General features: G+C 71.2%; 9 protein-coding genes. 1 reads left to right on the forward strand and 8 read right to left on the reverse strand.

Translation table 11 applies throughout. The annotated features are described in order from the left end of the window. Window positions 1–101 precede the first annotated feature (101 nt). From ACFWI9_RS10955 to ACFWI9_RS10980, 6 genes are all read right to left on the reverse strand, one after another. Window positions 102–923 carry a hypothetical protein gene (locus tag ACFWI9_RS10955; protein WP_387160717.1) on the reverse strand — a complete coding sequence of 274 codons (822 nt, stop codon included), beginning with the start codon at window positions 921–923 and terminating at the stop codon, window positions 102–104. After that, window positions 923–2,245 (reverse strand): VWA domain-containing protein, encoded by a 1,323-nt coding sequence (locus ACFWI9_RS10960; protein WP_387160719.1) that lies wholly within the window; start codon window positions 2,243–2,245, stop codon window positions 923–925. The genes ACFWI9_RS10955 and ACFWI9_RS10960 overlap by 1 nt, the downstream gene beginning before the upstream one ends. Before the next feature lie 72 nt (window positions 2,246–2,317). Next, window positions 2,318–5,224 carry an NHLP bacteriocin export ABC transporter permease/ATPase subunit gene (locus ACFWI9_RS10965; protein ID WP_387160721.1) on the reverse strand — a complete coding sequence of 969 codons (2,907 nt, stop codon included), beginning with the start codon at window positions 5,222–5,224 and terminating at the stop codon, window positions 2,318–2,320. Window position 5,225: 1 nt separating this feature from the next. Then, window positions 5,226–7,472, reverse strand: coding sequence for an NHLP family bacteriocin export ABC transporter peptidase/permease/ATPase subunit (locus tag ACFWI9_RS10970; RefSeq protein WP_387160722.1), 2,247 nt, complete (start codon window positions 7,470–7,472; stop codon window positions 5,226–5,228). Continuing rightward, complete coding sequence (locus tag ACFWI9_RS10975) at window positions 7,469–8,383, reverse strand: HlyD family efflux transporter periplasmic adaptor subunit (protein ID WP_387160724.1); 915 nt, start codon at window positions 8,381–8,383, stop codon at window positions 7,469–7,471. The genes ACFWI9_RS10970 and ACFWI9_RS10975 overlap by 4 nt, the downstream gene beginning before the upstream one ends. A 111-nt stretch (window positions 8,384–8,494) precedes the next feature. Further along, window positions 8,495–8,722: a type A2 lantipeptide gene (locus ACFWI9_RS10980; protein WP_387160726.1), complete on the reverse strand. Its 228-nt coding sequence runs from the start codon at window positions 8,720–8,722 to the stop codon at window positions 8,495–8,497. Window positions 8,723–9,358: 636 nt separating this feature from the next. Here ACFWI9_RS10980 and ACFWI9_RS10985 point away from each other — a divergent pair. Continuing rightward, window positions 9,359–10,564, forward strand: a complete 1,206-nt coding sequence (locus ACFWI9_RS10985) for an alpha/beta hydrolase family protein (protein ID WP_387160727.1) — start codon at window positions 9,359–9,361, stop codon at window positions 10,562–10,564. A gap of 93 nt (window positions 10,565–10,657) precedes the next feature. Here ACFWI9_RS10985 and ACFWI9_RS10990 read toward each other — a convergent pair whose 3' ends face one another. Further along, window positions 10,658–12,343 (reverse strand): sigma-70 family RNA polymerase sigma factor, encoded by a 1,686-nt coding sequence (locus ACFWI9_RS10990; protein WP_387160729.1) that lies wholly within the window; start codon window positions 12,341–12,343, stop codon window positions 10,658–10,660. 11 nt (window positions 12,344–12,354) lie between these two features. Further along, complete coding sequence (locus ACFWI9_RS10995; RefSeq protein ID WP_387160795.1) at window positions 12,355–12,837, reverse strand: NUDIX hydrolase; 483 nt, start codon at window positions 12,835–12,837, stop codon at window positions 12,355–12,357. Window positions 12,838–12,967: the final 130 nt, after the last annotated feature.

Here is a 12,967-nt window from a genome sequence, read left to right on the forward strand (position 1 = left end):
GCTCGTACCCGATCCGCAGCAGCCCGACCGGCCCGGGGGGGCCCCCGCCCGCGGGGGACTCGGCACGCCGGGTGGGGGGGGGGCGGCCCCCCCCCCGGCACTCAGGCTCCCGGGGGTACCTGCGCCGGGCGGCCGTTACCGCGGGTGAGGCGGTAGCCCCAGATGCCCGCGAGTGCCGCCAGTACGGCGCCGCCCGCCGTCCACAGCAGCCGGGTGGACCACCAGCCGGAGGCCCAGCCGCCGTCCGGCTCGACCCGTGGGCCGGACGCGGGCACCAGCGGCGCTCCCAGGGAGCCGTCCGCGTCGGCGGCAGCCCCGGCGTCCGCCGTGGTCACTTCGAGCGAGGTGTCGACGGACTCACCCAGGTCCTCGGCGGGGGCGGTGACGACGGTCAGACGCACGTAGTAGGCACCGGGCAGCGGATCGTTCGCCGCGGGCTCGGCCCACGCCCTGACCGTACGCAGCGCGCACGACAACTCGACCGAGGCGGTGCCGGGGGACGCGCTCTTGGTGTCGCCGCCGTAGCGGCAGGCCTGACGGCGCCGCAGCCCGTCGTACACATCGAGCCGCCAGGTGTGGGCGCCGTGCCGGGCCTTCGCGTCCGGCAGCTTCACCGTGGCCCTGACCGTGGTGCGGTCCCCGGCGTCGGCGGGGAACTGCCAGTACAGGTAGTCACCAGTCGACGCCGGGGCCGTGGCTCGCTGCCCGGGACGGACCACCGTCGCGGTACGGAACGACGTACCGGCCTCGGTCGGCGCCGGGGCTTCGTCCACGTCCCCGGACGCGGTCGGCGAGGGTGTGTCGGCAGCGGCGGTCCCGGGCAGTGCGAACAGCGCAGCGCAGACCGCGAGCGCACCCGAGAAAGCGCGCAGGGTGCGGGTACGGGTCAGGGAAGGCGTACGGGAACGGGTACGGGTACGCATCAGTTGGTCCTCCAGACGGCGATGCGCCAGCGCGAGATCCAGCCCCAGAGCAGTCCGGCCAGGAAGCCGGTCAGGGCCAGCAGACCGAGCAGCCACCAGCCGCGGCCGAGACCGAAGTAGGCCACATCTCCGGCGCCGTCTGGGCCGTCGACCACGTCGATGGTGAGCTCGACGGGCAGACCGGGGGAGGTCTTGACGGAGGCCGGCGCGGAGAAGGAGTTGCTCACCCTCAGGCACACGGTCTCCGCAGCGGGCTCGGCGCCGGTGCCATCGGAGTCCGAGTCGGCGTCCTCGTCATCGCTCTTCGGCTTCGGGTAGCGCAGTCCGGTCGAAATGACGTCGGTGCGTCCATCACCGGCGGCCTCGCCGCGTACGATCTCCCGGCCGTGCACGGTAGAGGCACGCAGCAGCACACCGTAGTCACGGTTGACGGCACGGTCGGCGGCGACGCTCACCGATGCCCGCAACTCCTGCCCGGGCAGCACATCCACCCGGTACCAGCGGTGCTGGCCGAACGTCTCACGGTCGCTGTAGAGCCCGGCCCCGAGCCGCGGCGCGCCTTCGCAGCGGTCCGTGCCCCGCGTGGCCACCGGGGTGACCACGGGCTCGGCCGCGCGATCGACCAGTTGGCTGACCCGGTCGGACAGCTCCTCCTTGTGCTGCACGGAGCTGTATGTACCGCCGGTCGCCTCGGCGATGCACATGAGCTGCGCGCGCATCTTGGCGTTGGGGACCAACCCGAGGGTGTCGATGGTGATGTTGACGCCCTTGGCCGCGATCTCGCGGGCCACCTCGCAGGGGTCCAGGGGGGCGCAGGTGTCCTCGCCGTCCGTGATGAGCACGATCCGGCGCGTGGTGTTCCCGCCCTCGAGGTCGTCAGCGGCTCCCAGCAGCGCGGGCCCGATCGGCGTCCACCCGGTCGGTGCCAGGGTCGCCACGGCCGTCTTGGCCTCGGTGCGGTCCAGTTGGCCGACGGGGTAGAGGGTGCGGGTGTCCTTGCAGCCTTCCTTGCGGTCGTTGCCCGGATAGTCGGCGCCGAGGGTACGTATCCCGAGCAGCACCTCGTCCGGCACCGCGTCGAGTACCTCGTTGAACGCCTGCTTGGCGGCGGACATCCGGGACTGCCCGTCGATGTCCCTGGCCCGCATCGAACCGCTCACATCGAGTACCAGCTCGACCTTCGGCGGCTCCTTCGCCTTCGCCTCCCGCTGGTTGTCGGGCCCGCCGGAGTCGGCGATGGCGGCGGCCGGGAGCAGGCCGCCGGTCAGGGTGACCAGCAACGCGCCGCAGAGAGCGGCTGCCAGTCGCTTTCTTGTGATCATCGGCGGATCATAGTGATGCTGGTCGGCCCCGCCCAATTCGGCCGGTTGCCGGGCTCGACGCGGCGTGGTGCCTCACACCAACTGCCGTCGCACCAACTCGTGCAGCCGTCCGCCGGGGTCCGCCAGCAGGGCCGAAGGCCGGCCCTCCTGGACCACGCGTCCCTCCGACATGACGATGACGCGGTCCGCTTCCAGCACCGTGGACAAGCGGTGGGCGATCACCACACGGGTGGCGCGCAGGGCCCGGGTGCTTTCGGTGACGACGCGCTGGGTCGCGTTGTCCAGCGCGCTGGTCGCCTCGTCGAAGAAGAGGATGCTCGGGCGCCGGATCAGGGCCTGGGCGATCATCAGGCGTTGGCGCTGACCGCCGGAGATGGCACCGGAACCCGCGATCATGGTCTGCATGCCCATGGGCATACGCCGGATGTCCTCGGCCAGCCCCGCCATCTCGGCCGCCTCCCAGGCCTCGTCCTGCGTGAACGGTTCCGCACCGCAGATGCAGTCCATGATCGAGCCGGTGAACGGCTGGGAGTTCTGGAGGACCACACCGCACTGGCGGCGCACGGCCGCTTGGTCGAGGGCGGTGAGGTCCTGGCCGTCGTAGTGGACGCTGCCCGATTCGGGCTTGTCGAAGCCGATGAGCAGCCGCAGCAGGGTGGACTTCCCGCAGCCGCTGGGGCCGACGATCGCCAAGAACTCACCCGGTCGGACCGCCAGTGAGACACCGTCGAGTACGAGCGGGCCGTCGTCGGCGTAGCGGAAGGACAGTTCGCGCGCCTCGATCGCCCCGGACAGGCCCTCGGGCTGGGTGCTGGTACCGCGCACCTCCGGAGCCTCGTCCAGCAACGGCTTGATCTGCTCGAACATCGGGAGTACGGCCGCCACCGACACCAGCGCGCCGGTCAGCTGGGTCACCGAGGCCAGCATCATCGTCACCGCCGTGTGGAAGGTGAGGAAATCACCGGCGGACAGGCTGCCGCGCGCCGGGCCCGCCAGCAGCATGAACATGATGAGGGCGGACAGCGGAAGGTAGACGGCGTCCAGCACCGTCGTCACCGTCCTGATCCGGCCGGCCCGCCGCTGGAGTTCCCGGCTGCGTGCGAACTGCCCGGCCCACGCCGCGTACGCGAAGCTCTCCGCCGCCGCGACCCGCAGCTTGGGAAGTCCGCGCAGGGTCTGGAACGCCTGGTTGCTGAGCTTGTTGTTCAGCTCCACCAGACGTCGCTGCCAGCGCAACTGCCACAGCCCGAGGCATAGGAACACCACGCCGATGGCAAGCAGCAGCCCGATCGCCGCCAGCGCCAGCGGGACGCTGTAGACGAGTAGCAGTACCAGGTTCATCGTCCCGACGGTGCAGGCCTGGACCACGACCGGCCCGACCCCGGACAGCAGTCGCCGGATCGCGCTGACGCCCAGTGCCGCGCCGGCGAGCTCCCCGGTGGAGCGCTCGGCGAAGAACCGGGTCGGCAGCCTCAGCAGCCGGTCCCATACGGCGGGCTGGAGCGTGCTCTCGATACGCCCTTCCATCCGCAGGATGGTGAGGTTCTGGAGCAGCATGAACGCGGCCGACACCAGGCCCGCGACCATCACGGCCACCGACACCTGCACGATGAGGCTGGTCTCGGCCTTCGGTACGTACTCTCCGAGCACCTTTCCGGTGGCGATCGGCACCAGCGCGCCCAGGGCGACCGTCACCAGACCGGCGACAGCCAGCATTCCCAGGTCGGGGCGGGTGCCGTGCAGGCTGAAGCGCAGCAGCCGCCAGAGACTCATGGGCAGTTCGGGGAGCGGCCGGTAGAACATGACGGCGCGTGGTTCGAACTCCTGCGCGCTGTCCTCGGTGATACGCATCCGGCTGCCCGTCACCGGGTTGACCGCCTGATAGCCGCCGCGGCGCCGGAGCAGTGCGACCGGCGCGCCGGACTTGGCCCGATGGCCTATCAGGGGGCCGTAGTCCTCCCGCCACCAGCGGCCGTCGAGCCGGACGGCGCGGGTGCGGATCCGGGAGGTGAGCGCGAAGCGCTCGACAGGCCCGCCGCGGTCGGACGCCGGAGCGGCGCCCGCGGCGGATGGCCCGGCTTCGGGCACGGCGATGCCTGTCGCGGTGGCGACAAGCCGGCACACGGCGTCGACGGCGTCGTCGGAACCTCCCTGCGCCGTGCGCGCCGCCGCCGTACCGCGGGAGCGGCCGATGGAGTCCAGCAGCGCCCGGTCGGCGCCCTGGCGCATCGCCTCGCCCGCCCTCAGCCCGGCGGCTGCCCGGTCCTCGTGCGTCTGCTCCAGCCGCTCGATCCAGCCGTCCACGGCGGACAGCAGCCGGTACTGCTGGTTGACCATCTGCTGCCACAGGGCGCCGTCCACCAGCAGGTCGGCAGCGGAGTCGGCGTTGTACTCGGCCCCGTAGCGCACGCTGCCGGGGAACACCGGCAGCCACAGCACGTTCTCGTCACCCGCTGACGACTCGTCGTCCGCGGTCCGTCCGTCGAGTGGTGCCTCGAACAGCACCCGCTGGCCCCGGCCGGCACCGAGTGCGAAGGCGTGTTCCAGCAGGCTGAGTGTGCCGTCCTGGCTGTCGTACTGGCTGCGGTAGTGGCTGGGGTACCGCTGTTCGTACCCGCTGTACGCTCCCGGCTCCGGATAGGCCTGCGGCTGGTACAGCTCCAGCAGCGGGATCCGGCGCAGTACGCAGTCAGGCGACGGCCTGCCCACCAGTGTGTGCCGGGGGCCTTCGACGGGGCCGAGCAGCAGGGTGCCCCGCTCCAGCCGGCCCAGGAAGTGCCAGTGGCCCCGCTGGGCGGCATCGACCGCGAACAGGTCGAGTGCGCCGTCCACGATGAGCCACAGCACCTGCGGGCCTTCCAGCGGCAGGCTGCGCAGTCCGTCGCCGTCCACTGGTCCGCCGAGCCCGCCGAGCGCCGTCAGGACCGGGTCGTCCGGCTGAGCGGCGGCGGCCCGCGGTGAGTGCTCGGTGGGGATCACGTCAATGCTCCTTGACCAGTTCGGCATACGCGCCACCGCGTGCGGCGAGTTCTCCATGGCGGCCCCGCTCCACCACGGCGCCACGGGCGAGCACCACGATCTCGTCGCTGTCGCGCACGGTCGACAGCCGGTGGGCGATCACCACACAGGCGCAGCCGCGCCGCCGCAGGTTGTCGATGATGAGCCGCTCCGTCTCCGCGTCCAGGGCGCTGGTCACCTCGTCCAGCACCAGCACGCTGGGACGGCGCACCAGCGCGCGGGCGATCTCCAGGCGCTGGCGCTGCCCACCGGAGAAGTTGCGCCCGTCCTGCTCGACCCGGCTGTGGATGCCGCCGGGCCGCCGCGCGACCACGTCGTGGAGGGCAGCGTCCCTGAGCGCTTCGACCACCGCGTCATCGGGGATCGACGGATCCCACAGCGCGACGTTGTCCCTGACCGTTCCCTCGAAGAGGAAGACGTCCTGGTCCACGAAGGAGACCGAGGCGGCGAACGCCCCGCGCGGGATCTCGTCCAGTCGGCGGCCGTCGATCCGGACCGTTCCCTCCCAGGGGCTGTAGAGGCCGGCGATCAGCCGCGAGACCGTCGACTTGCCGCTGCCGGAGCCGCCGACGAGGGCGACCTGCTGCCCGGGACCGACCGCGAGCGAGAAGCCGTCGAGGAGAGGTTTGTCGAGCGGGCTGTAACCGAAGGTGACGTTCTCCAGCGTGACATGGCCGAGCAGTCTGCGGGTGCTCGCGGGCGGCTCGCGGCGGGTGTAGATGCTGTCCGCGGGGAAGTTCTCCACGTCCTTGAGCCTGGCCACATCGGCGGCGAAGTCCTGGATGCGGCCCGCCATCCCGTTCAGCCGGGTGATCGGGGCGGTGAACCGGGTCACCAGTGCCTGGAAGGCGACCAGCAGGCCGATCGACATATGGCCTTCCACGGCGCGCAGTCCACCGATCCACAGGATCAGCGCGCTGTTGAGCGTCGCGAGGGCCGGTGCCACGACGGCGAGCGCCGCGCTGGGCACACCGAGCCGCTGCTGCTCCTCCAGCGTGGTGGCGTGCTGCCCCGCCCAGCGCCGGAAGTAGCCCGCTTCGCCGCCGGTGGCCTTGAGGGTCTCGATGAGCTGGATGCCGGTGTACGAGGTGTTCGTCAGCCGGGCGCTGTCGGCGCGCAGTTTCTGCGTACGGGTCGCCCGAAGGCGTACCACCACCCGCATCGCGACCACGTTGAGCAGGGCGATCAGCACGCCGACGACCGTGAGCTGAGGGTCGTACGTCCACAGCAGCAGTGCGTAGAGCACCACCACGGTCCCGTCGACCCCGAAGGCGGTGAGGTCCCGGGCCAGGGTCTCGGCGACCGTGTCGTTGGATTGCAACCGCTGCACCAGGTCGGCGGGGCTGCGCTGGGTGAAGAACGCGACGGGCAGCCGCAATAGATGACGGAGGAAGCGGGCACCGCTCAGTGTCGACGCGATGATCCGGCCGCGCAGCAGATTGGCTTGCTGGAGACCGGTGAGCACGGCCGTCAGCGCCACCATCGCAGCCATGGCGGCGAACAGCACACCGAGCAGCGAGGTCTGGCGCCCCACCAGGAACTGATCGATGTACGTACGGCTCAGAGCGGGCAGCGCCGCGCCGACCGCGACGAGCAGCAGGCTGGCCAGCAGGGCGGCGGCCATGGTTCCGGTGGTGCCGCGCAGCCGTGCGGGGACGGAGCGCAGCGCACCCGGCCGCCTGCCGCCCTCGCGGAAGTCCTTGCCAGGTTCGAAGACCAGTACGACCCCGGTGAAGCTGGTGTCGAAGTCCTCCATCGGGACGAACCGGCGGCCCTTGCCCGGGTCGTTGATGTGCACACCCCGGCGGCCGAAGCGTTGCCCCATGCCGTCGTGGACGACGTAGTGGTTGAACTCCCAGAAGAGGATGGCGGGCGGGCGGACCCCGGCCAGCGCGGCGGGCTCCATCTGCATGCCCTTGGCCTGGAGGCCGTAGCCGCGGGCCGCCTTGAGGATGTTGCCGGCCCGGGAGCCGTCACGGGAGACCCCGCAGGCGATCCGGAGCTCTTCGAGCGGTACGTGCCGGCCGTAGTGGCCGAGGACCATGGCGAGCGCGGCGGCTCCGCACTCGACGGCCTCCATCTGGAGCACGGTGGGGGTGCGGACGGGCTTCTGCGCTCGTGGTGCGGGCGGCACAGACCTGGCGCGGCGGCGGCCGTGGCCGCTGCTGCCGCTACGGGTGCGGGGTGGTGAGTTCCTGGTGCGGCTCATGGCAGCAGCCAGTCGATCGGCTGCTGATCGGCCACTCGGACGGCGCCGGTGAGCAGGGTCATGGAGTCGAGTGCGTGCGGCGGTCCGTCCTGTGACGACCAGCGGTAGCCGGACGGGGCGTCGGACGACGGTTCGAGGCGCACGAGGACGGCGAGTGGACGGCCCTGCCGGTTGAACTGGTCGGCCAGTTGACCGTCACCGAGGAATCCGGCGATCTGCCGACTGGTCTGGGGGGTCCGGCCGACCGCTTCGACCCGGCCGCGCAGCACCCCGTACCGCTGCGCGGGCACCGACTGCACGGTGAGGTCGACCTGGGCGCCGACGTGCATCGCCGAGCCGTTGTCGGGGGGCACGTAGAGCATCGCGCGCAGCGGCGCGGACGGCTTGTCGACGCGCTCCATGACCGCCACATCGGCCCCTGTGGTGATCACGGCGCCGATACCGACGGCGAGCGCGGTGACCCGGCCCGCGGCGAGGGTGCGGATGACGGTGCCGGCGTCCTCGTCCTTGTCCGGTGTCCCGCCGTTCTCCGGCGCCGGACCCGGGTCCGTGCCCGAGCTCGCCCCGTCCGTGTCCTGCTCCGCCAAATCGGCCGCTCCTGGCGGCTCCGCCGTACGCACCTTCAGCAGGGGTGCGCCCGCCGGCAACCGCTTGCCTTCCGCGGCCAGCACCTCGGTGATCTGCCCGCCTACCGGACTCTGGAGGACATAACTGCCCTGGGCATGCGTAAGAATCCCGGGTGCGCTGACGGTGGACGAAACGGAACCCTTTACCGCCCAGACACAAGCCGCCGCCATTGCGACAACGGTGACGCTCAGGACGAGCCAGCCCTGTGGCCTGGCAAATCGCACCGGGAGATCGATTTCCTCGGGCGACTGCAGCTTGGAAAGTGCCTTCTGGCGAAACTGCACGTGACTCTTCCCTCGCGTGCACAAGTGCAAGTCGGAAACAAGCTCGAAGAATTACGGGAAACTGCGGCAAGCCCCGGAACGTAAACGGTTCCGGGGCTCACACGGACCGGCTCAGAGACCGGCGACCAGGCCCGTGACGGCACCGGTGTTGAGGCCGGTGGCGCCCTCGACGGTGCCGACGACCGTACCGACGAGGCCGGAGACCGGGGCGACGGAGTCGAGGGTGGAGGTCAGGTTGCCCGCGGCACCGCTGACGACGGCGCTGTGCAGCCCGCCGGACACGTTGTCGAGGTCGGCGTCGGAGATCTCCGCGGTCTCAACCTGGGGGGTGAAGTCCATGATCGAGTTTCCCTTCAAGGTGGATATTTCTCAAAAAGGCCACGGCCGGGCCCCGCCGGGAATGCACCGGCCGCTGCCGCGAGTGTGTCTGCGCCTCGGATTCCCGATTCATCGCCAACCTTTGGCGTCACTCCCGCGATGCGGTTGATCAAAGCACGTGGAGTCACCGCGCAGCCAATCAGTGAACGCGTCTCGGGCCCCCGGTCGGTCACGGAATTGAATTTGCGTGCAGGCGCGTCCACTTATTGGTGGCGACTTCTACACAAGCTTCACGGGATGAATTCTTCCCGGGGCGGCCGGAGGCAGGGCGCCGGACCGGACACTTCCGCCCCAATGGCCAGCCACGGCGCCAAGCGGGCCGGGGGTGCCGAGCGGTGCTCAACATCCCCGCATTGGTTGAGTGTTCAATGTGCAGGTTTCCGGAAGATGGCGTTCCAGTCTGAGTACGGGCCCGGATTCGCCCGTATGCGGGGCGAGTCGTGGTGGGCGGGACCCGTGTGGGGCGCCGGACGCGCGCCCTGCGCGGGCGCGACCCGGTTGGCCCCGCACACGGCGCGCCTCGGGCATGTGGCCCTTGGCCGGTGAAGGATCGACTGGGCTCCGGTCCGCGCCCTTCGCCCCCACCTGAGGATCCGCATGCACCTCTTCGACGACCCGCTGTTCCAGATGCACGCCGAGCGGGCGCTGACGCTGATCGGGCGCGGCGGCGCCGAGTACGGCGAGTGCGCGACGACAGCCGGCCATATCCGCGCCGGTGACCGGGACTCCTGGTACCGGGCCTGGTCGGCCACCGCGTCCCGGGTGGCCGCCGCGGCCGAGCACAGCGCGGCGCAGGGGCACCGGGTGAGTGCGGCTGACGGGTTCTGGCGGGCCACCACGTACAACCGCATGTCCTACCAGCCGCTGTTCGGCTCACCGGTGGACCCGCGGCTCGCGGCGGCCTGCAAACGGGAGCGTGACTGCTTCAGTCGATACGCCGCTCTGGCGCCCCGTCCCGTGGAGTTGGTCGAGGTTCCGTTCGAGGGCACCACGCTGCCCGGCTGCCTCTGCCTGCCCGACGACGACCGGGGCCTCGCCCGGCCGACGCTGGTCGGGGTCAACGGCTACGACTCCAACATCCACGAGATGTACTGGGCCCACGCCCTGCCCGCGGTACGCCGTGGCTACGCCTGCCTGCTTGTCGACGGCCCTGGCCAGGGGCGGGCGCTGGTGCAGCAGGGGCTGCGGATGCGACCGGACTGGGAGACCGTGCTGCGCCCGGTCATCGACTACGCGAGCGGCAGACCGGAGATCGACGCCGAACGCATCGCCGTCATGGGCTGGAGCTTCGGGGGCTATCTCGCGCCGCGCGGGGTGTCGGGCGATCAACGGGTCGCCGCTCTGATCGCCGACCCCGGACTCTTCGACCCCGTCGATGTGATGCCCCTGCCGCCAGAGCTGAGAGAGCAGTTGCCCGATATCGACCGCGAGGTCCTGGACGCGTACCTGGCCCCGGTGGCCGACGATCCGGTGATGCGCTGGCGGCTGGTCCAGCGGGCGCTGTGGGTGCACGGGCTCGACTCGCTCGGTGAGTACGTCATCGAGATGGACCGCTACCGGCTTTCCGGTGTGGCCGGGCGCATCACCTGTCCGACGCTGGTCGTCGCGAACGATGACGACCCGTTGGCCGCCCAGGCGGAGCTGCTGCTCGACTCGCTGGGCGGCCCCCGGACGCTTGTACGCTTCCGGGCCGAGGACGGGGCGAAGGGGCATTGCCAGGCATGGAACCGCTCGCTGTTCGACCAGCGGGCGTTCGACTGGCTTGACGCCACTCTGGGAGTGGGGGAGCGCGGGGAGGGCTGAGCGCCGACTCCCCGCCGCGCCGTGGGCCGGCCGTTGCGGCCCCCCGTCGCCGTCCCTCGTCACCCGTGACCGTCACAGATCACGGTTCACGTGTCAGAGCTGCGAGCCGAACGCCTGCGTCCACCAGGGGCCCCCGGACCCGTTGTGTATGCCCACACCCAGCTCCTTGAAAGAGCAGTTGAGTATGTTGGCGCGGTGCCCTGAGCTGTTCATCCAGGACTCCATCACCGACTCGGGGCTCTGCTGGCCCCGTGCGATGTTCTCGCCGTAGGTGCTCCAGCGGTAGCCGGCGTCGGTGATCCGGTCGCCGGGGTCCTCGCCGTCCGGGTTGGTGTGGTCGAAGAAGCCGCGGGCGGCCATGTCGTCGGAGTGGTTCGTGGCGGCGGCGGCCAGTCGGCCGTTGTTGCTCACGGGGCCGCAGCCCGCCTTGGAACGCTCGGCGTTGACCAGGGCGATGACCTGTTCCGCGGTGCTGCCCCCGGTAGCCGGCTCCGGTTCCGGGGCCTTCGTCTCGGGCTTCGGCTGCGACTTGGGCTTGACCGGGCTCGGCTTTGGTGACGGCTTGGCCGAGGACTTGCTCGGGCTCGGCTTGGGGCTCGGGGAGGCCGAGACCGAAGGGGTCGGGGAGGGAGACTGGCTCGCGGAGGCCGAGGGGAGCGGCTTGTCGGCCGGGGCTGCGGCCGTGGCGGGTTCCGCCACCTTCGGGTCGGGGCTGTTCAGCATGCTGACCGCGGCGCCGCCGGCGACCAGTACGGCGACCCCGGCCGCGACGACCGTGGTACGGCGCCGGCGGCTCGCGCGTTCCAGCCTGGCCTGGGTCCTGGCGGAGGGGGAGGCGGAGTCAGCGCCCGAGTGGTCACCCCGGCGGCCGGCTGCCCGGGATGGGGCCGCGTGGGCGGAGGCCGTGCTGACCAGGTGTGGCGCGGCGATCGTGTCGGCGGCGTGTGTGGCGTGAGCGGTGTGCGCGGAGGCCGCGGTGGCGAAGCCCGGTGCGGCGACCTTGCCGGAGAGTGCCGCCGCGACCGGGACGAGGGCGAGGCCCACCAGAAGGCCCTCGGCGGGCACCAGGTTCGACCAGTGGCCCGCGCAGGACGTGCAGTCGCGGGCGTGACGGGCGATGCGCTTGCGCCAAAGGGCCGAGGGTATGCCGTCCCAGGAAGCGACGATCGGCTCGAGCAGCACACAGCGCGGCTGGGCGTCGAGGGCGCGGACCACCACCCGCGCCGCCTCGAGCTGGGCCTTCATTCGCTGCACCCGCACCGCGGTGTGCTGGGGCGTCAGCTCCATGGCGTCGGCGACCTCGGCGCGCGACAGCTCTCCCGCGGCCTCCAGCCACCACAGGGACAGCAGGGCGCGGTCGTCCTCGTCCAGCCAGCGGGTGGCCTCGGCGGTCTCCTGGCGCTGACCGGACAACCCGAGTCGGAGGATGGTGAGGTCGACGAAGTCGGCTCCCGGGTCGACGACGTCGTACCCGTCACCCAGAACACCGCCGCCGGGTATCGCCTCCGTACGCCGTTCCCGCCAGTGGCCGCGTATCTGGTTCATGGTGATGGCGACCAGCCAGCTGCGGAAGCTGTCCGGGCTGCGCAGGGTGTGCAGGCTGCCGAGCACGCGGATCATGGTGTCCTGCACCACGTCGTCCACGTCCGCGTGGCCGTTCAGTGCCCGGCCGGTGATGTTGTAGACCAGCGGAAGGTACTCGGCGACGAGCCGGTCCTGCGCCTCCTGGTTTCCGGCCTGTGCTGCCGCGACCATCTGGGCTTCGCGTTCGCTGCTCACGCTGTGTCCACTCACTTCCTGGGCTCGGGCCTGTTTCGTCCGTCACAGGGGAGACGCCCCGCCTCCGCTCCGATAACAGAAATCGGATAGGAGTACGTATGAACCTTCGGAAGTGTTAGATCGGGTCGCCAGGCGCGCAGTACTCCGGCGGACGGTACGAAGAGTTCGCCCGGAATGTCCTCAGGCGCGTACCACTGCCAGCGCGCGATCTTGTCCGGCTCGGTGACCTGGGGCGCGCCCCTGACACCCTGGACCAGACCCGCGGCCGAGATTCTGGGGATGCCCCGTTCGCTGTCCAGCACCATGGCCACCACCGAGACATCTTCCGCGCGGACCTGGAGTGCGGTCTCCTCTGCAAGTTCGCGGGCGCCCGCCTGCTCGAAGTTCTCCCCGGGGTCGACCTTTCCGCCCGGGAGCTCCCAGCGGCCGTCATGCCCGAGACCGAGCAGGATCCGGCCGCCCGGATCGACCACGATCATGCCGATCCCGGTCATCCCGTTGGGGGCGGGGAAGGCACGGGCGGGGCGTTGCGTCCCGCCCGGCGCTCCGGTCGGCTGGGAACCGCTGGGAGAATCGGGCACCTTGGGCCTTTCGGGCATATCGCTCCGCGTCCGGTCGGCGCGG

It is taken from the genome of Streptomyces sp. NPDC127084 (genome assembly GCF_042724175.1).
Lineage (GTDB): Bacteria > Actinomycetota > Actinomycetes > Streptomycetales > Streptomycetaceae > Streptomyces.